Consider the following 23462-nt stretch of genomic DNA (forward strand, 5'->3'; position numbering starts at 1 on the left):
TCCGATCGCTCGGCCAAGCGCATACGTCTGACGTTGCGCATTCGCGAAGCGGCCGCCCGTGTCGGCAGCCGTATCGTGCTGCCGTTTGCGGCGAGGCGCAGAGAGACGACGAAACGAATAGCAATGGTTGCATGGCGCTCACAGCGCACTCGATCACCAGCAAATCACGCTGTTCACGTTCCTCGTCCGCCAACAGGAACTGTTTTGCGAGAGAACTGCCTCGCAGATTGCCGGTAAGACCCGACCCGTCTCAAACCTCTGTTCAGCGAATTTCGCAACTGCTTCTTGAACCAATCAGCCCCCACGATTCCCGGTGCGGTTCAATCGGTCGCGCAGGATAGCCGCATCGTGCAGGCGACCTCGCGGCGCGGGTAATTTTGCGGATGCATCGATTTGTCAAAGCCAGATTCAAATGTCCGGGTTTCGGCTAGATAGAAATGTCCGGTTTTGACGTCGTTTTTGCCTTGGTTCCGTTTGTGTTTTTGGGGTGGGGCGGCGCAGCCACCTCCGTTCCCTCACTTCTTTTGCGCTGATATCGAGAACGGCCTGGTTCAGGTCGGCGACCTCGATGGCACGCTGCTTCTTCAGCCCGACGAGCGCCTTCTTCGCACGGACCGCTTCACCGATATGCGTGCGGGAAGGCGAGCCCGCCGCGCGCCGGTCATCACGTATCGCCTGAACCTGCCGCACCACTTCCAGCGCGCTCGCGAGCCGCTTGTTGTCGATTTCCGCGCCCTGGTCGATCTTCGTGATGCGGTCATATTCGGTGTGCGGCAACACCGTGCGGTCGGCCTGCACCTCGATCACGCCATCGGGATACTCGACGACCTCCACGTACTCATGGATCAGGCGGCGATTGACCGCCGTGTCTTCCAGCAGGTACATCACACGGTCGTACTGCACCGTGAGTGAATTCGTTACCTTGCGCGGCACGCGATAGGCCAGGATCTGCCGCAGGTCCTCGTCATCGCGCAGTGGCCGGTGCGCGTTGTAATCGCTCGCCGGCGGCTTCGCGAAACGCCGGTTGAAGTCCACGATGAAGGAGGGCGCGTACGCATTGGCGGCTTCCCGCGTGCTGATGCCGCGCAGCCGAAGCTCCTTCACGAGCCGGTCCTGCAGCGTACCGTTGGCGCGCTCGACGCGCCCCTTCGCCTGGCTCGAGTTCGCACAGAACGTCTCGATGTTGAGCTCGTACAGCGCCCGCCCGAACTGCGTGACGCCTTTGCCCGCAGTCTCCGAGCGCTTCTTCACGTAAAAAACGCTGGCCTTGTCGCTGTAGAACGCCACCGGCTTGCCGTGCGAATCCAGATACTTGGACAGCGCCTCAAAATAGCTGAAGGTCGATTCGGTGGCCGTGAAGTGCAGCGCCATCAGCCGGCTGGTCGCGTCGTCGACGAACACCAGTAGCGTGCACGCTGGCGCCCGCTTCTCGAACCAGTGATGGTCACTGCCATCGATCTGGATCAGCTCCCCGTAAGCACGCGCGACGGTTGCGCGGCTGGTACACCTTCGGCGGACGCTGCGCGCGCGGCACCCAGAGCCCGGCATCGTACATCCATTGCCGCAACGCTCCTTGGCCAGCAGGATGCCGTGACACTCGTGAAGCTTCTCGCGCGCCAGCGTCGGCCCGAAATCGGCATAGCGCTCGCGGATGATGGCGATCACGCGAGCCCGCACGTCCACTGGCAGTTGTCTGTTGCTCGGCCTGCCACGTTTGGCCGAAACCAGACCCGCAGCCCCCAACGCCTCGAAGCGGCGTCTCAGGCGCGAAACCTGACGCTCGCTCAGTCCCAACTGATCGGCAGCACGCACGCCGCTGAGCCGTCCTTCGAGAACCGCCTCGATGATCTTGACACGCTGCAGTTCGTTCATGCTGATCGTCATCAGTCCGGGTTCGTTCATCACAGGCTCCGTCGTGTGCGCGCGCCACAGCATGCGCCTCGCGGAGTCCCAAACCGGACATTTCTAACTGGCTCAAACCGGACATTACTAAATGGCCGTTACATCGTTCCGACTGATAATAGTTATTATGTCAAGTGTACTCCTAACGGATTTTTGGCAGATGGCCCGCGACAACGCCATCTGCTTTTTCAAGACAAGCGGTAATACCCCCGTTCAGTAGGCGGGATCAGAAGTAGAATTTCCAGCAAAGGGAGTTCTACGCGATGAAGAAGTCGAAGTTCACGGATAGCCAGATCATGGAAGCGCTCAAGCGCGCGGAAGCTGGGGTGGCGGTGCCGGAGATTTGTCGGGAGTTGGGCGTTAGCACGGCGACCTTCTACAACTGGCGCAGCAAGTACGGCGGGATGGACGTGTCGCTGATGGCCAAGATGAAGGAGCTGGAAGCGGAGAACGCGCGACTGCGCAAGATGTATGTCGAAGAGAAGATCAAGGCGGAGATCGTCGCGGAGGCGCTAGCAAAAAAAGACTGAGGCCATCTACCCGCCGCGAGATGGCCAGAGAAGCAGTAGCGAGCCGGGGTGTGTCGATCCGGCTTGCGTGCGAGGCATTTGGCATAAGCCAAACGTGCTACCGCTATGAGCGGCAGCGCAATGCGGAGAACGAACAGATTGCCGATTGGCTGCTACGGCTGACCGACAATCATCGCAACTGGGGCTTCGGGCTGTGTTTCCTGTATCTGCGCAACGTGAAGGGCTTCGGCTGGAACCACAAGCGCGTGTACCGGATTTATCGAGAACTGGAGTTGAACCTGCGCATCAAGCCGCGCAAGCGGCTCGTACGGCAGGCGCCGGAGCCGCTGATCGTGCCGGCGTCGGTGAATGCGGTATGGTCGATGGATTTCATGCACGATCAGTTGAAGGACGGCCGCAGTATCCGGCTGTTCAACGTGATCGACGACTTCAACCGAGAAGCATTGGGAATCGAGATCGACTTCTCGTTGCCCTCGGCGCGCGTCATTCGGTCACTGGAGCAGATCATCGGCTGGCGGGGAAAACCGATGGCGTTACGCTGCGACAACGGTCCAGAGTATTTGAGCGATGCGATCACGCAGTGGGCCACCAGACAGGGCATTTCATTGAACTACATCCAGCCTGGCAAGCCGCAGCAGAACGCCTACGTGGAGCGATTCAACCGGACAGTACGCTATGAATGGCTATCGCAGTACTACTGGGACGACCTCGCGCACGTGCAGCACTTCGCAACCGAGTGGATGTGGCAATACAATCACGAGCGCCCTAACATGGGCCTTGGCGGCGTGACGCCGAAACAGCGGCTCATGGCCGCGGCATAGTCTCTACTTCTGACTCGCGTTAAAAGCGGGGGGATTACCCATCAACAACACCATCAAGGTCATCAAGCGTCGGGCTTACGGGTACCGTGACGATGAATACTTCTTCCTCAAGATCCGCGCCGCCTTCCCCGGTAATCCTCGATGAACCTGAAAAAATGACATCGGCTCGCATGCGCGTCATCCCATCTGGATGGGCCATGCGCTTCGAATGTTGCGCCCTCGCGCAGACCACGCACCAAGAGCCTTTTCGCAGATTCTCAGCGGTCTTCTCGAAAGCGTGCCCTGCCTTACAGAGAAACTGGAGTGGTGTGCCGCGGCCCGCATACTGCTCCGAAAGACAGCGCCCGCCCGCCTGCCGCGCGAGTTGATGGATCTGACGAAGTACCTCGTCAACACGACACGCCGGACACTGAACCATCGTGTAGAACAGATAGGAGCCGCATCGACTTGATTCGTGTCCTTTGCGACATCGAAATCGATACTGCGCGTGCCAACCTTTCCATTCTGATTCCAGCAACTTCAGTCCGTATGGACGAAGTGCCTCTCGCATTCGCTTCAACTGATCGAGTGACAACGTCGCTGCTCCGCTAAATACCTTTCGCCGGCTTACTCGTGCATACGGGACAGGAAACCGACAAGCCCCAACTAACGACTCTCACAAGGCAACCTCACCGAACCAATTAAAGCGCAACAAACCTACACAAACAGTTCATCATTCAAATTTCACGCACACTAGAATAAATGGCGGTTTTAACAACACCCGACCGGAGCAACAGGTCGAGCGACGTCGTTATAGAACTGAACGCTGCCATTTATCTTTAAAATTAAGGAACTCCTTTTTCTTCACCATCCATTTACCCGCCATTTCCTTCATAGTAAATCGGGATATCGTCAACATTCCCGATGTCTGGCGAATGGTGAAAATCACCTCTCCGTCGGTGGATTCGACGCTATCTTCAACATCAGTTTCAGGATCGTATGTCGGCGGATCCGAACAACCCAAGTCAATTAATCGACCTTGGTTTGTTTTTTCTTGGAACGCCCATTTCTCTAAAATAGCAGAAAGATCTTTCCGTGCACGGACATCAATACCAGAAACATCGCCACCATCTTTCAAAGCACTATGCTTTTTCTCGTAAAAATCCTTTTCCCATCGATTCATCTCCAACATAAATGATCGCAACGCCGCTCGTGCTTGCTCAACATTATCATCCATCATCTTAAACCTTTAATTATTGAAAATACTACCCATAACCTTCTGCCCATTCTGGAATACGTCATAGATTATTTGTGTGGGCCGAGTGCCACCATTACCGTAGACAAATTGGATGTCCACATCAGCCGAGCCAGTCCTCTTCACATACGCTGCAACCCGTCCCTCGAAATCTCTGAACAAACCGCGGTTGATACCCGGCAACTGAGGGAAGACACCGTCCTTTCCACCACTCCCGCCGAGAAGTTTTCCTAGAATGTGGCCTGCATCGTCAGTTGGATACCCCAATAATCTCGCCCACGCTCGAGACGAAGCATTCGTTGCGGTTCCGGTGCCGAGGTCCGCAGCCGTGATCGTCGCGGTTGCACGAAGCGGCTGACCGGCTGCCCCACGCGAAACAGTAGGTGTAACACACCATCCCCACGGATCAATCCATCCGGTTGGATTGGGCGCATACGCGTACAGATTGTCACCACCCAACAAGCCGATCGGATCTTGGTTGATGAACCGACCTACGTCCGGATCATAGTATCGAAACGTGTTGTAGTGGAGGCCGGTGCTGTCGTCGGCATATTGCCCAGCATAGCGCAACGGCTGATCGGTGCGCGCGGCCGTCACTTGTCGGCTGCTCGGTTCGACCTTACCCCAAGCCGCATATCGCCCGGCCCACGCCAACTCCCCCGCCTCGTCGGTCACTTCGAGCGGCGCCCCCACGAGATCGGTATGGAAGTAGTAGATCCGCGCGGCACGCTTGGCCGTGTCGATTGCCGCTGCAGCCAACGCCTCTGCGAGTACCGCGTCGACGCGCGCCACTGGCGAGTAAGGTGCGTCTGGACTGTACACATAGCTGCTCACACCAGTCTCGCGGACCTCCTGAGCCAGTCGCGCCCCCTCCCAAACAAACCGTTTCGTCTCGGACCGTCGCTTCGCGCCGCGCACATCGAAAGTGGTATCGGTTTTCGCGATGCGCCGACCGAGCGGATCGTAGGCAAAATGAGTTTCGACGACGCCACGCACGTCCTGCGTTCGGACCAGAATCAGCCGGTCCTGCCCGTCATACGTGAAGCGCTGCGTCCGGTTCGCCCCGCGAAACTTCGCCGCCAGATTGCCGAACGCGTCGTATTCGAAGCGCAGGTCCTGCCACATGCGCAGGCGATTGCCTTCGACGTACCCACGACTTCGCCGCTGCGCTTCGTCGAGCAGATTTCCGGCGGCGTCCCAAGCAAATTCCTCCAGCTGCCGGTCCACGGTGTTTGCGCGGCGAGTCAGTTGCCCAGCCGGATCGTAGTTGTACTGCGTGTTGCCGCGTAGGCTGTCGCTCATCTCGATCAACTCGCCGGCGGCGTCGTATCCGTAGTTTCGCCACAACTGACCGCGCCCGCGTACCAACGCTTCAGGTTGGAGGCCAGACGACTGCCAGACCTTACGACCGAGCGGATCATAGGCGGAGCGTTGAGTCAGCCGCCCCTGTGTGCGCGTGATCTCGCGATGCAAGTCGTCACGCTCGAAGTCGCTCACCACCTGATCTCCGCAGCGGATCTGGTGGACGTGCCCAGAGCCGTAACGCAACATCTGCAGCGTCTGATTGTGCGGCAACTCGAGCGCCATCACGTTATCGAGTGGATCGAGCGCATATTCGACCCTGCCATTCGCACCATGCTCGGCAAGCAGTCGACCGGCCTTGTCGTATTCGAAGTTCACAACGTCCGGCGAGATCCCAAGTGCTATGCCGGCTGACGTCGGCGTCCGCTCTACCCTCACTAACTGGTCGCCCTTGTTGTACTCGAAGCGCGTGACTTCGGTCGGCGAATATTGCACCTTCACATTTCCCATCCGGTCACGTTCCAATCGGATGGTTCGAATCGGACGATCTTGCGCCGAATGGCCTTCCGGCGCACCAACAAAGTCTACAGCCAACAATTCACCAGCTTCCCCATACTCAAACCGCCGCTGCACGCCATCCGGACGGGTCTCGGTCAACAGGCGGCCGCCTGCGCTGTACGTGAATGTGTAGTGGGCGTGGCCCTGCCGGAGCTCGCGAAGCCGTCCTTGTTCATCGTAGCGATAGCAAAGCCGCCTTCCGGCGGGATCGATCGTCTCGATTAGCTGCCCTCGAGTATTCCGCAGCAATTGCTGGACGTGTCCGCCACGGTCGACGTGTCTGACCATCAATCCTGCCGCATCGTGCTCGAATGTCTCCGCGCTGCCGTCTGGATACCTAATCTGGCGCGGCTCCCCGGTGGCGCGCAGATCATACGAGATGCGTTGCCCCAGTGCATTCTCGCGCGCGAGCGGCAGGCCGAACGCATCGAAAATCGTCCGCGTCGTTTTGCCGGAACAGTCCGTGTAGCGGACCAGCTCGCCGAGGCCGTTCCACTCCAGCGTCGAACGGCCGCCACGCGCGTCGACGTGCGCGATCGGCAGCGCGGTCAGCCCTTTGGGATATTCGTAGCGATTTTCCCGACCAAGCGGATCCTGACTCAACAGCAGCCGGCCCTGCGGATCGTATTCCGCGCGCCAGGCGCCGCCGTCAGCCCCGACAACCTCCACGGGCCGCATGCTGTTGCCGTCATAGCGAGTGCGAGTCGTACGGCCCAGCGGATCGGTCTCGGCGACGATCCGGCCTGCATCGTCGTACTCGAACTCGACCGTGCGCTCACCCGGCAGCATCAGCATCACCGGCATGCCAGCGTCGTTGTATTTGATCCGGTAGAGTCCGCCGTCGAAGTCGGTGTACTCGACAATCTGAAACTGTGCGTCGAAGCGCCAGTGCGCGGTGCGGCCATCGGCGTACCGAACGCGGGTTTGACGGCCTTCGATGTCGTATTCGAGCGTCGCGTCCTCGCCTTCGCTGGTGCGTGTCGCGACTACCCGCGGCTGGCCTTCTATCGTCGACCACACGTAACTCGACGTGAAACCCAGTGCGTTCACATGACTCGCCATCAGGCCGTTGGTATATGCGAACTGGCGCACGACCGCCCCATTTGCATCCGTCACCGACGCCAGCTGGCCGTTCTCATCGTATCCGTAAGCGACGGCCAGCCGGCGCTCATTGCCATGAACGAGCGTGACCGCGCTAAGCCGTCCGCGTTCCTGCTCGTAATCGAGCACAGCATTCAATCCGCCGCACGTCAGAATCTCGGTGACGCGGGCGCGGCTGTCGCGCTCGAACTGGCACCACTGCCCAGCCTGATCCTCGATGCGGCGCACCCATGCGATACGGCCGGAGTCCGGATCGTATCGGCCGAAGTCGTAATACGTCTCGCCAATGTCATGCAGGACGTAACGTCCATCCGGCGTACAGGTCAGATATTGCTGCTCGGCTTCGCTGAACGCAGCTTGGCCAGCCCTCAGCAGCGGAAACCCGCTCTCGCGTCCTTGTGTGTCAGTCAACCAGAGGCGCCCGTCACGAGCATGCAGACGGCGCTCCCACGGCAGCACCCACCCGCGGCCGAGCGTTCCCGCATAGTCAATGCTGCTTGAATAAAATCGTTCGACCGAAACCGGCATCGGGCTCGGGATCACGAAGTCGGTTTCCGATTCGGCCTGCAGGATCTTCCGGCCGGTCGTCACATCGACCGGGTTACCAAACATCCCGCCTATCGCCTTGTTGATCGCAGGGCCGGCGACGTAGCGCCCAAAGGCTTCTCCAAGAACAAACCCGCCGATGAACTTTGCGGCGCACGGTAGAACCGCGCGCGACAGGCCGCCAGCTGCCTTCAAGAGTCCGCCAAGCCCCCCGACCAGTCCCGCCAGCGCAAACGCCCAGTCGGTCGCGGTCCGTAACCAAGGCGGCACTTCGTCATCAACCGGTAGGTATGTCTGCGTGCCGCCGTGAAAGAACGTGTCGTGAGAACCGTCGCCGATCGTCGCGCCGCAGGTGATCTTGTCGTCCTTCCGCGCCGCGGGACGCCCGTTGATGAAGATGTTCGTCGATCCTTGCGCGACAAGCGGAATGGGATTGTGCTTGCTGCATGCCACGCCGCTCAACGTCGCATAGGCCGCCGACAAGGAATTGACGTAGACGTCCGGCGAACCTGTAATGATGTTGCCGGATTGCGAGCTGAACATCTTCCCGATCGACTCTCCTATTGATAGGAGAGCCTGCGCTCCGATACCGGCCATCATACCGGCCAACAACGCGACGCCGAATCCGCATGTGAATGTGGCGAAGGCGACCGCGGCGATCAGGGCAATGCCCAGCACGGCGCCGACCAGAAAGCCCGCGAGCGCGCTGGTGTGATCGATCGGGTCAGTGACTCGTGCGGCTTCGTACACGATGATTGTCCTTTGCTGTTGTTATGCCGGCTCTTGTTCTGCCGGACGGTAGCCGTCGAGCCAGTTGCGCCACAATGCGTCGAGCGTTTCGCCGAAGCTCTTCGCGCTCGAAGCGGTAAAGATCAGCACGCGTCCTGGGGCAACGATGAATGCGCCTTGCCGTTGAAAAACGGTCTTTGGACCGTTCCGATAGGCAGCGTCGATGCGCTCCCCCGGCATTCCATCGGCTTCAGGCCCAAGCCGTTCAGCCCGGCGCGAAAGCAGCCGGTGTCCCTGCAGCCTCGATTTGAGCAGCGCGATCTGCCGATCGATATACGGCGCAAGGGTCTCTCCGTCCTTGAGCCAGTCGCGTGCGACACTGAGGTTCGGCTGCGCGACCGTATCGACCGGCACGAAGAGGTTGGTCGTGCGATCCTCGAAACCGTTCGGCAGAACGATGCTGCCTTCGTGAATCCGGATACGGTTTTCGGACTCCGTCATGCTAGTTCTCTCGTGATGTGTAGTTGTTGGAATGAGTGAAAATCAGCGTCCAATCGCGCCGACACTCATTTTCCCTGCGGCGCGACGGCGCTTTCCCGGCGCAAGCGCAAGCTGCCCGCGAGCAGTACGACATGCGCGACGAGCCACACGTAAAACGCGACGCCGTAGCCGGATATTGGCGTCGCGTCTGCTTCGTTGAAGTACCACTTTGTCGTGAACAATGAACAGAGCGCACATGCGAGCGCAGCTGCCGAAAACTGGCTCGCACGCGTATATCGGTTCCGGGCGAGCTGGACGGCCGCAACGACGTAGAGCGGATTAGCGAGCCATGCTGGATTGAGCATGAACAGTCCCCACCAGCCCTGGGCGAGAACCGACAACCCGCTAAGCGACGCTTCCTTTTCGAAATGCATCGCCGGCATCGTCAGCGAAAGGAAGTACAGCGCACCGGATACGCCGAGGACCGTCTCTCGCCTGACACGCGGCGTCGAATCAAAAACGTTCATCATTTCCCGAATCCATTGCACGACGCTTCAACCGTCACGCGTGCGTTCAATCCGTCTGGCCGGCCGGCGTCACGACCTTCTCGCCGCGCGCGCGCATCGCTGCACGTTGCGCCTTCGGATCGAGCGGCGGCCAGGGCGCGCCGGCCGTTACGATCTTGCGACGGATCTCTTCGACGCGCGCACGCGCCGGCGAATCAGTGGTCGTATGGTTCTTCAACTCGTTCTGCAGCACCCACCCGTACGACACGCCGAGCTGGCTGGCAATCTTCGGATCCGCGCCGTGCGAGAGGAGGTAGTCGACGACGTCCCACTGCTGAATCATCGTCGCCTCGAAGAGGGCCGTCTTTCCGAGCGAATCGCGAGCATTCACGTTCGCCTTGTGCTCGATCAGCAGCTTCAGCTGGGGCAGCAGCCGGTTCTCTGCAACCGCGAAGATCATCGGCGTGTCGCCGTTGTACAACCAGTTGGGATCGAGCCCGCTGTTCAACAGCACGCGCAGGAGGTTGGGCGTATCGGCCCGCAATGCGACATCGACTACAGATCCGCCGCTGGCACCGACCGGCGCCTTGGGATCTGCGCCGTTCTTCACGAGCACCGAAATGATCTGGTAGCGCGGATTGGACGCGTCGTTCTTGACCGGGACGACTTCCTGCACTGCATACGACAGCAGCGTCGTATTCTTCGCGCCCGGCGCATTCAGATCCGTCTTCGGCGCGAGCTGCTGAACGCGGCTGAGATCGCCGTCATGAATGGCCTGCGCCAACGTGAGTTGCTGCCCTGAAAAGAAATCTTCCGGTGCGTAACGCTTGAAGCCAGTCATGTTCGTCCCTTGGGCTTGAGTGGGCCACCAGAGCGGCGAGGACACTCCAACGAGTGCGGCAATCGCGCCGGCGGTTATCGCTTTCTTGTATCGCATCAGTGAGATGAATTCAGTTGGGAGACCAGGTCGAGTTGTTCCTTCGCGACCTGCTGGTTGATCCCGTTCGTCACGTCACCCATCAGGTGACGGCCGACTGTGGTCACGCTTTCACCGTCGAGCGTGACGGGGCTACCAACCGCCTTTGGCATCAGCGCCGCCGTCCCGTCGCTGATCGGCCCGAGACGGCCTTCCTGCAGGCCGGTCAGGATATCGCCATCGACGCGGTAGGCCGTGATGTTGGCCGGCTGGGCGGTCCCACCGTATTGCGCGACGGTCTCCGGATTGAGGCCGGCAGCATTGAAGGTCACCGCCGAGCCTCCGCTGGCCTCGGCTGCAGCGGACGCCAGCCCGCCGCCGAGCGAATGCCCGGTGAAATCGACGCCGGCCGACGCGCCCGTGGTCTCGATGTTCTTGCCGATCGTGACCGCATTGCGGTAATACGGCGCATCGGCGCCGAGCCCTTGCGCCATGTTGTTGCTCATGTCTTCGCCGAAGAGCTGCTGGGTACCCTTGAACGCGACCGTCGGCTTCATGCTGTCGCCGAAGACATTCGGATCCGGGATATACATCTGCGACCCGAAGTTGCTACCGCTTTTCTCGAAGTCGCTCGGCTTGAGCCCGAAAGCCTTCAACGCTTCCGGATCGTTGGTCGCCATCTTCCACCCGGTCGGCGGCGGATCGTTCGGGTGATACACGTGATCCGCGAGTTTCGCCAGTTGCTGCGCCTTCAGCGAGCTCGCCAGCTTGGCCGCCGCCGCGCGCGTCGCCGGATCGGGGCTCGCCAATCCCTTCGCGATCGTCGCCTGCTCTGCCGCCCACTCGAGCGCGAGCGCCTGTTCCGCGGATTGCGCACTGCCGCGATTCAAATGGATGACCGGCCCGTCGAGATAAATGCCGTTCGCGTTGATGACGATCGTTGACGGACCGAAGGTCAGCTTGATGCTGTCCGGCGTCATCGTCACGACGCCATCGCCGACACGATGCTCGATGCCGTCGCTCGCCTGATGGCTTTGCATGCCGGGTCCGGCCTTGCTTGCGATGGCCTTCGTATTGATCACGTTCGCCGTGGTGTCGCGCGTCAGCGCGATGGTTTCCTTCAGTCCGCCCTGCGCGATCTGCTTCGTCTCGCTGCCCTTGAGCAGCGACACCGTGCGCCCGCCGGCTTCGACCGTATGCGTTTCCGAATCCTTGATGACCGTGTTCATGTCTTTCTGCGCGTGCAGAAAGACTTCTTGCGCGCCGTTCACGTCGGAGAACCGCAGTTCGTTCGAGCCGGCGCCCTTGTGCGTCTGGCTCTTGATCCCCATCGTCTGCCCGGCAGCCCCGTGATAAGGGTTGCCCTGCTCGCCGTTGTAGACGCGGCCCACGATGACCGGATTGTCGGGGTCCCCTTGATTAAACGCGACCAAGACCTCCTGATTGATCCGTGGGATGGCGGCCGCCCCCCACCCGTCGCCCGCCCAAGGTTGGGACACGCGGATCCACATCGAATCCGAGCCGTCCAACTTGCCGCGGCGATCCCACAGAAAGTGCACCTTCACGGCACTGCCGTTCGTGTGAATTTCTTCGCCCTTGGGGCCGACCACGATTGCCGACTGCGTGCCGTGAATGACGGGCTTTGGTGTATGCCTGGGTGAACGATACGGAAACTTCTTCGGGAGCAGGGAAAATGTATTGCGGTACGGCAGTTTCGCGTTGTGTTCCGTGTAATCGTTCACGGCCTCATGACGAACGTGCAGGACTGCGTATTCCTGATTGTTGGCCATCACTGGATGGTTGGTCACCGTCACACTGCCTGCAGCGCTCATCCGCCACGCATAGCCGCTGCCCGTATACCGATGCGCGCTCGCTTCTTCTGCTTGCATCGCAATGCGTGCGTAACGGTCGCCGTCATCGCCGTGGTCGAATAACGACTGATGTTCGAAACGCTCTGTCGTTTCGAGCCCCGCATGCCGGAGATTCTCCGGCTCGGCCTGCGCCAGCATCAGCGGCGACGACGGGTTCTGGTGATTGAAGTCGCGAAAGGCGATCTTGCCCACACCAAAACGCCGACCTTCATGCAACTGGTCGATACCGTTGTCTTCACTCGCTGCGCTGGCGTTATACGGCAAGTTGGCCAGCCCGTCGATGGGGCGGAAAACGAAATTCGTATCGCCGATGACAAGGAAGTGCTTTTCCTTCTCGTAGCGGTGCGTCCAGATCAGGCCTTCCTGCTCCATCAGACGCGCACAGAAGTTGTAATAGGACTCCTGGTACATCACGATGTATTCGAGCGGCTTCTGCGCGGTCCGGATGTCGAACTCGAATTCGGTGAACCCGTGATCCTGGAAAATCTCGGTGAGGATGTCCTGAGCGGTCTTGTTCTGGAAAATCCGGCAGTCGGTCGAGCGCGTCAAAAACCAGAACCACGGTGCCACCGTCATTTGATATTGCGTCACCTTGCCCGGGTTGCCCGCCCGGTCGAACGATGTGACGTATCCGTCGAAGTAGCGAATGCTGTCGGCCCCGCCTGACGAGACGATGCGCTCGAGCGTGGATTGCCGGGCGCTTTGGTCGAATCGAATCTTGATCGGTTGCCCGATCAGCTGATCAGGCACCAGATCATGCTGGTGTGACAGTAAATCGAGGTGAATCTCTGGCAACCGATTGACATGTTCATCGATGACCGCGGTGCTGACCAGAAGCACGTCCGGACCGAGCGGTGAGTCGATGGTCACGTATCGATTGAGCTGAGTCAGTCGAGCAACGCCGCCGGCCGCATTGTTGAGCGCGTCCGCAATCGCGGCCGGCGTTTTGTTCATCAGCGAAAAACCGGTCTGCGCCAGCTGAACCGCGCGTTGCACGGTGTCGATATGACTTGCGACGCCGGCGAGCGGGCCAATCTGGCCTGCCACCGTGGATGCGACCGGCCCGGCAAGGCCGCCAAGCGCGCTCAGCGAGCCCAACAGATTCCCGCCGGAACCGGCCGGAATACCGCCATTCGGGGCGAAACTCATTTGAATTCCCTTTATTTTCGTCTCAGGTTCTGTCCCCAATTGGCTCACCAGCTTGAGGCCCCGCTACTGTAGGACAAAACGTTTGCCAGCGAAAGATACCTGAAATTCCTTTGCAATTTCCCTGCTGATCAAATAAGCGGTTGGGAACCGGCGCAGGGTTCACCGCGTCGCAGTGCCGCACCGGTCTCTGCCGAGACCAATACGATTTGCACGAAGCTGGTGACTGGAACGTACGGGGAAAATAGTCGATCCATCACGCGCGCCAATCCGGCGAGACTGAATTGGACGAAACGCTGCTCGTCGATCACGAGCCGGACATCCAATCCTTGGACGAACGCTGAAGCCGGCTTGCCTGGCATCCAGCCCCGCACCCGCGCAGTCGAGAGCGACACGAGCGCGTCGAATCGCCGGCCGGCGTCGGGCGCGGACATGCCGAAGCGGGTGCACAAGCGCTTGAACTCATTGAGCCCGTCGGCGTTTAGCCGCGCTGCCTGCGGAACCAGCCACGACAGCAATTCCCACAGGTCGCCGCGGCGAAGAATCGGCGCGGGACTTGCACTGGGCTGAGCCAATAACTCGATCTCGTCACCCGAGTCCCCATCGCGCACGGCTAACCGGCGCTCGCGCATGTCCGCCAGGTTGCCATTTGTGCAAGACAGCGCGATGTCGAGCTGGCGCTGCGCGGCCGGATCAACCGGCTCGCCGCGGGCGTTCACAAGCGCGAGTTCCAAGCCACGCAATCCGGCTGCGCGCGCTCCAGTTGCATGTCTGCGCAGCGCTTCCTGTCCCGGCTTGCCGGGCTCGGAAGGCGGCTTCGGCGCGCGCCGGGCTTCGTCCAGCAAAACGATCCAATACGGGCCTGGAGCTGCGCCAAGCGCATGCTGCAAGGATTCGAAGGGCGGCAGAAGTGCGGCACCCTGGGCGGTCGTGATACGGACCTGATCAACTGACCAGATCTCGGTCGTGGCTGCGCTCTTCAGCGAAAACGGTTTCAGCGCATAGTACGCTTGCCCAGCCTTCGTTTCGATTGGCTCCGCATTGCTCGAGAACAAGTTGACTACTGGTGTGCAAAACAGCCGGAGATTGTCGGCCGACGCTGCAATCAATCGTTGGGCGCGACGTGAGTCGGGGTGGACGCCGGCAAGGGCCAAATGCAACGTGATCCGGCGCGCACCGCCCGCCAACCGTTTCAACCGCGCCAAATCCAGATCGAGGTTGTCAAATCGAGCGGGAAACGCGCCGTACTCCATCAACAAATGAAACGGAGCAGTCGTATTGTCGCGAGGCGGCGGAAGCAGCGCGTCGGCATCGTCGAAACCTGCGGCCGCCAGCGGCATGTCCACCCGACGCCAGCGCCCGTTGCCGTCCAGTTCAACGAAGGCACGCGTGGCGTGCATCAGCACGCCGTCGGCGAGCGCAGCCACCACCTCCCTCTCTCCCGCCAAATGTATCCGCAGCATATCGGGAGCGATGGAGAACTGGGCCGACGGTGCCGTGAGCTCAAGGGTGAAAGACAAAATCCCCGTCGTGTCGGACGGCAGTGTCGTTTGCATCGGCGCGACGGTCGACGTCGCGTAACGTACAGCGGAAACGGTCAACGGCACCAACGTGACGTCGGCGGCAGTGCGGAACACCAAGCGGCTATTCGGCGCCACCAATTGGGTGCCGCGTGGAACTATTCGCGGCTCGGTCTGCTTGCTGTCTCGATCCACGCGGAATTGGGCCATCGCACAAGATGGAAACGGCCGCAGGAACGCTCCGTGGATTGTGTCAATCAATGCGTGAGTAAACTCCGGCACCTCATCTTCGAGTCGGATGTCGTGCCGAGCGCACATCAACGCGAACGATTGCAGCAGCCGTTCGACGTGTGGGTCATCCGAGTGCTCACCTGCCATCGCAAGGCGAGCCGCGATTTTAGGGTAATGCTGAGTGAACGCGCGCATCGAACGGCGCAGCAGCCCCAACTCACGCTCGAAGTGTGGTAGAAGATCCTCAGGTTCGATGGCCATACACTTTCCGGATGGTCACGCCGATCAGGTAATCGGTGCAGTGTCCAAGAGGTAGAGGGGACGATTTTAACCGGACGTTCGCCCCCGTTACTATCTTCACGCCCCGATAATCGGGGCTATGGCCAGCCAGGCCCGGCATGATTCTCGCCCCCAGTCGCAGTCATGATCCGGGGGGTGTTGTCACCGGGCCTGGTGGGTGGCTGGTGATCGCTGATAGGGGTTTGGCCGGGATATCCCGACGCCGTCCGTAACGTGGATGCCGAGACTTGCCACCGTTGTTGCAGGCCAATCCGTTCACTCTGCATAAACTTCGATGCAAGACACTCAACAACGTGACGCCGTCGATGTCTTTGTCGGCGTCGATGTCGGTAAGGGCCACCATCACGCCGTGGCACTCGATCGGAACGGTAAGCGCCTGTACAACAAGGCACTGCCCAACGACGAGGCCAAGCTGCGCGCCCTCATCGCCGAACTCAAGACTCACGGTCGACTGCTGTTCGTCGTCGATCAGCCTTCCACCATCGGTGCGCTTCCTGTAGCCGTCGCCCGCGCCGAAGGCGTACTCGTCGCCTATCTGCCCGGACTGGCCATGCGCCGCATCGCTGATTTGCACGCCGGCGAAGCCAAGACCGATGCCCGCGACGCCGCGATCATCGCCGCAGCCGCTCGCTCGATGCCGCATACGCTGCGCTCGCTTCGACTGGCCGACGAGCAACTCGCCGAACTCACCATGCTCTGCGGCTTCGATGACGACCTCGCCGCTCAGGTCACGCAAACCAGCAACCGCATTCGCGGGCTGCTTACCCAGATCCATCCGGCGCTCGAGCGTGTTCTCGGACCGCGCCTTGACCATCCAGCGGTACTCGATCTGCTTGAGCGCTATCCGTCGCCCGCCGCGCTTGCCGGCACCAGCGAGAAGACGCTCGCCAATCGCCTGACCAAGCTCGCTCCGCGCATGGGCAAAGGCTTAGCGGCCGAAATCGTTCAGGCACTGAGCGAACAAGCCGTGACCGTGCCCGGCACGCAAGCCGCCACCATCGTCATGCCCCGTTTAGCCCAGCAGCTTGCGGCATTGCGTAAGCAACGCGACGAGATCGCTGCCGAAGTGGAGCGATTGGTGCTTGCTCACCCTCTTTGGCCGGTCCTGACCAGCATGCCGGGAGTCGGCGTCAGGACCGCCGCCAGACTCCTGACCGAGGTCGCTCATAAGGCGTTCGCTTCGGCGGCGCATCTGGCGGCCTACGCCGGCCTCGCGCCGGTTACCCGACGCTCAGGTTCATCGATACGCGGTGAACATCCATCCAGACGCGGCAACAAGGTGCTCAAGCGCGCCTTATTCCTATCCGCCTTCGCGGCCTTGCGGGACCCAGTCTCACGGGCCTATTACTCGCGCAAGATCCAGCAAGGCAAGCGTCATAACCAAGCGCTCATCGCGCTCGCGCGGCGACGCTGCGACGTTCTGTTCGCCATGCTGCGCGACGGCACCATTTACCAACCCAAGTCAGTCCCTAACGCTTGACGAAACACATAGGGGCACCCCCCTTATCTCGAAATTATCGGGTTCGGCACACACAAAAAAAACGGCCGTCCCATCGGGTCGGCCGAAATAGCTCCGGCGAATGAGAAGCTCGCCAGAACCTGAGAGGCCTTCATTATGCTCTATGCGGGGGAACGATCCGAAAAGGAGTCCTCGCGCACATCACAACTCGCACTTGCTTGATGCCGCGTGGCACGCGGCTATCTCACGCCAGTCGACCATCGCCAACCGACAGAAGCGGACCAGCTGCGGCGAATCGCTCCCACTCATATGGAAGGTATCAACTTGCGCGGCACCTACTATTTCCAAGTGGCGCTCTATGCGAAGCGGATCCTGTCGAGTACCGCGACCGACAACGCCATCGCATCAACCAGTCAGCGAGCCTGACAAGGAGACCTTTCGAGCTCGCGGTGTTGGAATTTCGGGCCGACACAACCTGCTGACAATGACCAGCGACTTTCAAGCGAGGGGTAGACAGTATTGCTTTGATTTATATAGACATTTATTTGGGGCCACAAGGAAAAACCTTACTGGGCCTAAAGCCGGCTGACCGGAAAAATGCGTGAAAATCGAGGGCACTCCGATTGCCGACTCTTTGGGCTTCCATGTGAACACCATCTATGCCGCCTTCAAGGAACTCGCTCGGCGAGGCCTGACTCGCGCCTTCGCGCGTCGCGGCACTTTCGTTCTTAACGTTGAGACAGTGTAATTGCGATCGCCCGCCTGCCACGCGCAGGCGGGGCCTCCCGAACCCTTACGGGCATGCTGGCCGATCACGAGTGCATGAATGGTGACCGCGCGTCATAGGCCGGTGCCGCCATCACCGCGTTCCCTGCGATCGCAATCGAGCGCATTTCGACACGGAGTCGGAACGGGCTGGGGAAGCGGCGCGACGAAGCGGCGAATCTGCCGCGTCGTCAATTCCGGCCGTGCTGCCGCGCGCCGCGGCTCGAGCTTGCCGTCCACCACGTCCTGAACGACCTTGCATCGATCCAGATCGCGCATCGTCACCGTGATCCGCTCCGTTGCAACCATAACGACATCCGGCGCCTGAAAACCGGCAACTGGACAGCTTACGCGGCCCGAAAGCGGACATTCCAATCTAGCCACTAGACTCGTGTCATACCCGGATTCTGAACCGCACCGGATTTTGTGGAGGCTCGTATTCTTGAGAGAAATGGTATGGACGCCTCCCTCCCGCATCGTGAGGCGCAGTCCTTCGACATGAGCGAGCGTATAGCGCAAGATCACATGGATCTTCACGGCGAAGCGGAGGCATCTAGTAGCATTAGAACCTCGCCCGGGGACCTTCGGTTGCAGTCCAAAGCGGCAGATCGATCGTAGCGTTCCAGCCGGTTTCAACGTCACGCCACGGATCAACGTTTAGCTGCTCGTCTGGCTCGGTTAACTATCGCACCCAGACGAACATCACGAGCTCGCCGGAAGGAAGATCGGCGTCAGACCCAATCGACCTTCGGTAACTCAGAAGCCCCGCCGGCGCATCTCCAACGCTACGGCAACTGCGACGGGGCACTCCGCCCGTCCCGTTTTCCTACGACATACACCGACGCGCCCTCATGTTTAACTCATGCCGAACCGTATCGCGTGCCTGCTGAAACCGAGCCGCACCCCGATCGAACCTTCATGAACTGAACGGCCGCCTTCACGACTTCAGGCGTATTCGCCATGCTGCCGTTGCAAAGCGCTGACGCCCCAGCAACCGGGAACCGAGCGAGACCCGCGCAGGGCAATCGCGCCGCTTTCCTGCCGAGCCAAAATCGCCGACGCATCGCGACGACAACAGCGAGTGGAACCTCAATGACGACATCCCGCCAACACGTGACGCCCCGCCGCGCGCGCACCGACACGTCCGAAGCAAGCACCCCGCCCGCATGCGCCTGATCTGCTTCCCCTACGCCGGCGGCTCGGCCGCCGTCTATCGCCCTCTCGAAGCCTTGTTGCCCGGCATCGACGTATACCGACACGAGCTCGCAGGCCACGGCAGCCGCTTGTCCGAGCCAGCCGCACGAGACATGTCGACGTTGATCGACACGTTGCTGCGCGACCTGCGCGACTGCTTCGATCGCCCGTTCTCGTTACTCGGCCACAGCATGGGCGCGGCGATCGCCGCGGAACTGGCGCTGCGGCTTCCCGCCGACGTGCGCCCGAACCTGCGCCATCTGTTCGTGAGCGGCCGCGCCGCACCGGGCAACGCGCGACCGGGTCGTCGCATGCAGGCGCTCGACGATCGCGCCTTCATCGAAGCCTTGCACGAAATGGGCGGCACGCCGAAGCCCGTCCTGGAGAACGACGAGCTGATGGCGCTGCTGATGCCGGCCCTGCGTGCGGATTTCGCGCTGATCGAAAACTACCGGCCCGAGCCGGGGTGCCAACTGGCGGTGGACATCACCGCGTTCGCCGGCCGCGCAGATACGCATGCTCCGGTCGATTCTGTTGCAGGCTGGCGCGCCGCGACGGCCGGGCACTTCGATTTCCACGTCATCGAAGGCGATCACTTCTTCCTGCGAAGCGAAATGCGGGCGATGGCCGGCATCATCGCGGCGCGCCTGCGGCACGCGCACTGCATCGCGTCGAACGCTTGAAACGCATCACCGGCCGATCGTCGCGATCGGCGAACGAAACGGCCCGCGCGCCCGATCGGCCCAGCCGCCGCCGGGCGCGCGAAACTTTTGGGGTGCCATTGTGCAACGTAATCGAAAGCGAATCCTCGTAACAGGCGGCGCGGGTTTCCTCGGTTCGCATCTCTGCGAGCGACTGGTCGAACTCGGCAACGATGTGCTGTGCGTCGACAATTACTTCACCGGTACGAAGCGGAACGTGGCGGCGCTGCTCGGCAACCCGAGCTTCGAGGCGCTGCGCCACGACGTCACCTTTCCGCTGTACGTGGAGGTGGACGAAATCTACAACCTCGCCTGCCCCGCTTCACCGATCCACTACCAGTTCGATCCGGTGCAGACGACCAAAACCAGTGTGATGGGCGCGATCAACATGCTGGGGCTCGCGCGACGCACGCATGCCCGCGTGCTGCAAACGTCGACCAGCGAGGTGTACGGCGACCCCGACGTGCATCCGCAGCCCGAGAGCTATCGCGGCAACGTCAGCCCGCTCGGCCCGCGTGCCTGCTACGACGAAGGGAAACGCTGCGCGGAGACGCTGTTCTTCGACTATCACCGCCAGCAAAACGTCCAGATCAAGGTCGTACGCATCTTCAACACGTATGGCCCGCGCATGCATCCGAACGACGGCCGCGTGGTGTCCAACTTCATCGTGCAGGCGCTGCGCGGCGACGACATCACGCTGTATGGCGATGGCAGCCAGACCCGCGCGTTCTGCTATGTCGACGACATGGTCGACGGCCTGATCCGAATGATGGCCACGCCCGCGGATCTCACCGGGCCGATCAATCTCGGCAATCCGCACGAGATCGCGGTCAGCGAACTTGCGCAAGTGATCTTGCGCCTGACCGGTTCGAAATCGCGGCTCGTGTTCCGACCGCTGCCGCAGGACGATCCGACCCAGCGCTGCCCCGATATCGGCCTCGCACGCACCCACCTCGACTGGGCGCCGACGGTCGGGCTCGAAGCCGGTCTGCGACGGACCATCGACTATTTCCGCTCGACTCTGCCCGCTTGATGCCGCGCATCGAAGCGACCGGACGACGACCGGCACGACGATGGCCTCACGCGGTGACGCGCGCAGCGCAATGTCCCATTTTTACGTGACAGACGCGCTATGGCGTCCATGCTCCAATCACACCGTGCCGTTACACCATTGGCGGAGATCGAGCGATTCTCGCGCGCCAGTGTTCCTCACTCCGTATCGCAAGCCGGATCTCCGCGCATGGAAAAACTCGAGTATCTGAAGCGTGTCGAATCGAAGGCGCGAACCTACGCGACCTCCATTCCGCGGCTGTTTACCCATGCCAAGGGCGTCCGCATACGCGACTCGGACGGGCAGGAATACATCGACTGTCTGTCGAATGCGGGCACGCTCGCGCTCGGACACAATCACCCGGAAGTCAACGAAGCCGTCATGCGGTTTCTGTCGTCCGATCAGATGCAGCAGGCGCTCGACCTCGGTACGCCGGCCAAGCACGCGTTCGTCGAGCAGCTGTTCTCGCTGTTGCCCGCCGCGCTCGCCAGAACCGGCAAGATCCAGTTCTGCAGCCCGAGCGGCGCGGACGGCGTCGAAGCGGCGCTCAAGCTGACCCGGCACCATACGGGCCGCTCGACGGTCATGGCGTTTCACGGCGCGTATCACGGGATGACGGCGGGCGCGCTCGCCGTGACGGGCAAGCTCACGCCCAAACCGGCCGGCGCCAACGGGCAGGACGTGCATTTCCTGCCGTTTCCGTATGCGTTCCGCTGCCCGTTCGGCACGGACGGCTCGGCTACCGATCGACTGAGCATCAACTATATCCGGACCGTCCTGTCGGACCCGGAGAGCGGCATACCGAAGCCGGCGGCCGTCATCGTCGAGGTCGTGCAAGGCGAAGGCGGCTGCATCCCCGCCTCCGACGCGTGGCTGATCGAGCTGCGCGAGCTGACGCTGCGGCATGAAATCCCGCTGATCGTCGACGAAGTGCAGACGGGGCTCGGCCGAACCGGCGCGATGTTCGCGATCGAGCATTCCGGCATCCGCCCCGACGTGCTGGTGTTGTCGAAGGCATTCGGCGGCGGCTATCCGTTGTCGGTCGTGGTCTACGACGAGCGCCTCGACACCTGGCCGGCCGGCGCGCACGCCGGCACGTTCCGCGGCAACCAGATCGCGATGGTGGCCGGCCTGACGACCATGCAGATCGTCGAACGGGACGGGTTGTCGGCTCACGCCGAGCGCGTCGGCAAGCTGCTGCTCGCGGGCCTCGAGGCGCTGGCGCAACGGTTTGCGTGCCTTGGCCAGATCCGCGGCCGCGGCCTGATGATCGGCGCCGAAGTCGTCGCGCCGGGCAGCGACGGCCGCGCCGGCCCGGCCGATGGGGCGCTCGCCAAAGCCATCAAGCAGAACTGCCTGCGCAATGGCCTCGTCATCGAAACCGGCGGACGCAACGGCGCGGTGCTCAGGTTTCTGCCGCCGCTGATCCTGTCCGAGCCGGACGCCCACGAGGTTCTCAATCGCTTCGAGCATGCCGTGGAAACGGCCTCCCGCGCATAGCCGCGCCGCGGCGCGACCACGCATTCCGGCCGGCTGCGGCTCGGGTCCAGAAAGGAACACACACGATGCAGGGCATGACGGAACGCAAGCTGCTTGCCGACGGGAGTTCTCCGTGGCTGCTGGAACCTGCGTCGAACGAGCGCGATATCGCAGCGGCGGTGAATGCCAATCGGCCGGCACTCGAAGCGCGGCTACACGAGCACGGCGCGCTGCTGTTCCGCGGCTTCGACGTTTCATCCGTGAGCGACTTCGACGCGTTCGTCAATGCGGTTTCAAGCCACAAGTCCGACTACGTCTATCGCTCCACGCCGCGCACGTCGGTCGGCAATGGGATCTTCACGGCCACCGAGTATCCGCCGAGCGAGACGATTGCACTGCATTGCGAAAACGCGTATCAGCGCAGCTGGCCGCTCAGCGTGGCGTTCTGCTGCCTGACGCCGGCCGCGAGCGGCGGCGAAACGCCGATTGCCGACATGCGCGAAGTGACCCGCCGAATCGGGCCGCGGCTCCTGGACGCGTTCGAGACGAAGCAGGTCCGCTATGTCAGGCACTACCGCAGCCATGTCGACATTCCGTGGGAAACCGTCTTTCAGACGCGCGACCGCAACCGGGTCGCGGCGTTCTGCGCGGACCACGACATCGCGTTCGAATGGCTCGCCGACGACACGCTGCGCACCGTCCAGATCAATCAGGGCGTGGCCTACCATCCCGTCACCGGCGAGCGGGTGTTCTTCAATCAGGCGCATCTGTTTCACATCTCGAACCTCGAAGCCTCGCTCGCCAGCTCCATCGTCAGCCTGTTCGGCCTTGACCGCGTGCCGCGCAACGCGTGCTACGGCGACGGCCAGCCGCTCGATCTCGCCGACATCGAGCACGTCCGCAGCGCGTTCCGCGAATGCGCGATCACGTTTCCGTGGCAACGAGGCGACGTCCTGCTCGTCGACAACATGCGATTCGCCCACGGCCGCAACCCGTTCGAAGGCGAGCGCAAGGTCGTCGTGTCGCTGCTCGACCCGTACGCGCCAACCGCCACGCAACAACCGCGCGCCGGCGATCACGCGCGCATTCCGCAATAGAAGCGCGGACCGATCGCTTACGC

15 protein-coding genes and 1 pseudogene are annotated in these 23462 nt (G+C 61.5%); 7 read left to right on the forward strand and 9 right to left on the reverse strand.

Annotated features, from left to right (window positions below; translation table 11 throughout):
- Nucleotides 1-408: 408 nt before the first annotated feature.
- Complete coding sequence (locus MYA_RS26660; RefSeq protein WP_014725931.1) at nucleotides 409-1902, reverse strand: ISNCY family transposase; 1494 nt, start codon at nucleotides 1900-1902, stop codon at nucleotides 409-411.
- Nucleotides 1903-2165: 263 nt separating this feature from the next.
- Here MYA_RS26660 and MYA_RS26670 point away from each other — a divergent pair.
- Nucleotides 2166-3253 (forward strand): IS3 family transposase gene (locus MYA_RS26670; RefSeq protein ID WP_085954460.1). Its coding sequence is split into 2 segments (ribosomal slippage): nucleotides 2166-2427 and nucleotides 2427-3253, totalling 1089 coding nucleotides; the frame shifts between segments, so codons are not numbered across the junction.
- A 40-nt stretch (nucleotides 3254-3293) separates the two neighbouring features.
- Nucleotides 3294-3398: pseudogene (locus MYA_RS31555) on the forward strand (transposase); the annotation flags it as partial.
- A 645-nt stretch (nucleotides 3399-4043) separates the two neighbouring features.
- Here MYA_RS31555 and MYA_RS30495 read toward each other — a convergent pair.
- The 7 genes from MYA_RS30495 to tssF all read right to left on the reverse strand — a co-directional run bounded on the left by MYA_RS30495 (nucleotide 4044) and on the right by tssF (nucleotide 15654).
- On the reverse strand, nucleotides 4044-4472 hold the full coding sequence (locus MYA_RS30495) for an NTF2 fold immunity protein (RefSeq protein WP_148278611.1): 429 nt from the start codon (nucleotides 4470-4472) through the stop codon (nucleotides 4044-4046).
- Between the two features lie 9 nt (nucleotides 4473-4481).
- On the reverse strand, nucleotides 4482-8744 hold the full coding sequence (locus MYA_RS26675; RefSeq protein ID WP_014725932.1) for an RHS repeat-associated core domain-containing protein: 4263 nt from the start codon (nucleotides 8742-8744) through the stop codon (nucleotides 4482-4484).
- 21 nt (nucleotides 8745-8765) lie between these two features.
- Nucleotides 8766-9224 carry a DcrB-related protein gene (locus MYA_RS26680; RefSeq protein ID WP_014725933.1) on the reverse strand — a complete coding sequence of 153 codons (459 nt, stop codon included), beginning with the start codon at nucleotides 9222-9224 and terminating at the stop codon, nucleotides 8766-8768.
- A gap of 65 nt (nucleotides 9225-9289) precedes the next feature.
- A complete protein-coding gene (locus MYA_RS26685; protein WP_014725934.1) occupies nucleotides 9290-9733 on the reverse strand; it encodes a hypothetical protein in 444 nt (147 codons plus the stop codon).
- 43 nt (nucleotides 9734-9776) lie between these two features.
- Nucleotides 9777-10646 (reverse strand): ankyrin repeat domain-containing protein, encoded by an 870-nt coding sequence (locus MYA_RS26690; RefSeq protein ID WP_041494375.1) that lies wholly within the window; start codon nucleotides 10644-10646, stop codon nucleotides 9777-9779.
- Nucleotides 10646-13645, reverse strand: coding sequence for a type VI secretion system Vgr family protein (locus tag MYA_RS26695; RefSeq protein WP_014725936.1), 3000 nt, complete (start codon nucleotides 13643-13645; stop codon nucleotides 10646-10648). Before MYA_RS26695 ends, MYA_RS26690 begins: the two co-directional genes overlap by 1 nt.
- Nucleotides 13646-13773: 128 nt before the next feature.
- Complete coding sequence (gene tssF, locus MYA_RS26700; RefSeq protein ID WP_014725937.1) at nucleotides 13774-15654, reverse strand: type VI secretion system baseplate subunit TssF; 1881 nt, start codon at nucleotides 15652-15654, stop codon at nucleotides 13774-13776.
- Between the two features lie 313 nt (nucleotides 15655-15967).
- On the opposite strand from tssF, the gene MYA_RS26705 reads away from it, so the two are divergent.
- Nucleotides 15968-17173 carry an IS110-like element ISBma3 family transposase gene (locus MYA_RS26705; protein WP_014725327.1) on the forward strand — a complete coding sequence of 402 codons (1206 nt, stop codon included), beginning with the start codon at nucleotides 15968-15970 and terminating at the stop codon, nucleotides 17171-17173.
- 819 nt (nucleotides 17174-17992) lie between these two features.
- On the opposite strand, the gene MYA_RS30510 is transcribed toward MYA_RS26705, so the two are convergent.
- On the reverse strand, nucleotides 17993-18226 hold the full coding sequence (locus MYA_RS30510; RefSeq protein ID WP_238539609.1) for a hypothetical protein: 234 nt from the start codon (nucleotides 18224-18226) through the stop codon (nucleotides 17993-17995).
- A gap of 857 nt (nucleotides 18227-19083) precedes the next feature.
- Between MYA_RS30510 and MYA_RS26715 the strand changes: the two genes are divergently transcribed.
- From MYA_RS26715 to MYA_RS26730, 4 genes are all read left to right on the forward strand, one after another.
- Nucleotides 19084-19794, forward strand: coding sequence for a thioesterase II family protein (locus tag MYA_RS26715; protein ID WP_014725940.1), 711 nt, complete (start codon nucleotides 19084-19086; stop codon nucleotides 19792-19794).
- Between the two features lie 100 nt (nucleotides 19795-19894).
- Nucleotides 19895-20845 carry a UDP-glucuronic acid decarboxylase family protein gene (locus tag MYA_RS26720; RefSeq protein WP_014725941.1) on the forward strand — a complete coding sequence of 317 codons (951 nt, stop codon included), beginning with the start codon at nucleotides 19895-19897 and terminating at the stop codon, nucleotides 20843-20845.
- A 207-nt stretch (nucleotides 20846-21052) separates the two neighbouring features.
- Nucleotides 21053-22363 (forward strand): diaminobutyrate--2-oxoglutarate transaminase family protein, encoded by a 1311-nt coding sequence (locus MYA_RS26725; RefSeq protein WP_014725942.1) that lies wholly within the window; start codon nucleotides 21053-21055, stop codon nucleotides 22361-22363.
- 65 nt (nucleotides 22364-22428) lie between these two features.
- Complete coding sequence (locus tag MYA_RS26730) at nucleotides 22429-23439, forward strand: TauD/TfdA family dioxygenase (protein WP_014725943.1); 1011 nt, start codon at nucleotides 22429-22431, stop codon at nucleotides 23437-23439.
- The last annotated feature ends 23 nt before the right edge of the window (nucleotides 23440-23462 follow it).

It is taken from the genome of Burkholderia sp. KJ006 (genome assembly GCF_000262695.1).
Lineage (GTDB): Bacteria > Pseudomonadota > Gammaproteobacteria > Burkholderiales > Burkholderiaceae > Burkholderia > Burkholderia vietnamiensis.

Coding starts and splice junctions, on each gene's coding strand:
- MYA_RS26660 (WP_014725931.1), bottom strand. CDS start 1,902: ATGAACGAACCCGGACTGATGACGATCAGCATGAACGAACTGCAGCGT.
- MYA_RS30495 (WP_148278611.1), bottom strand. CDS start 4,472: ATGATGGATGATAATGTTGAGCAAGCACGAGCGGCGTTGCGATCATTT.
- MYA_RS26680 (WP_014725933.1), bottom strand. CDS start 9,224: ATGACGGAGTCCGAAAACCGTATCCGGATTCACGAAGGCAGCATCGTT.
- MYA_RS26685 (WP_014725934.1), bottom strand. CDS start 9,733: ATGATGAACGTTTTTGATTCGACGCCGCGTGTCAGGCGAGAGACGGTC.
- MYA_RS26690 (WP_041494375.1), bottom strand. CDS start 10,646: ATGCGATACAAGAAAGCGATAACCGCCGGCGCGATTGCCGCACTCGTT.
- MYA_RS26695 (WP_014725936.1), bottom strand. CDS start 13,645: ATGAGTTTCGCCCCGAATGGCGGTATTCCGGCCGGTTCCGGCGGGAAT.
- tssF (WP_014725937.1), bottom strand. CDS start 15,654: ATGGCCATCGAACCTGAGGATCTTCTACCACACTTCGAGCGTGAGTTG.
- MYA_RS26705 (WP_014725327.1), top strand. CDS start 15,968: ATGCAAGACACTCAACAACGTGACGCCGTCGATGTCTTTGTCGGCGTC.
- MYA_RS30510 (WP_238539609.1), bottom strand. CDS start 18,226: ATGGTTGCAACGGAGCGGATCACGGTGACGATGCGCGATCTGGATCGA.
- MYA_RS26715 (WP_014725940.1), top strand. CDS start 19,084: ATGCGCCTGATCTGCTTCCCCTACGCCGGCGGCTCGGCCGCCGTCTAT.
- MYA_RS26725 (WP_014725942.1), top strand. CDS start 21,053: ATGGAAAAACTCGAGTATCTGAAGCGTGTCGAATCGAAGGCGCGAACC.
- MYA_RS26730 (WP_014725943.1), top strand. CDS start 22,429: ATGCAGGGCATGACGGAACGCAAGCTGCTTGCCGACGGGAGTTCTCCG.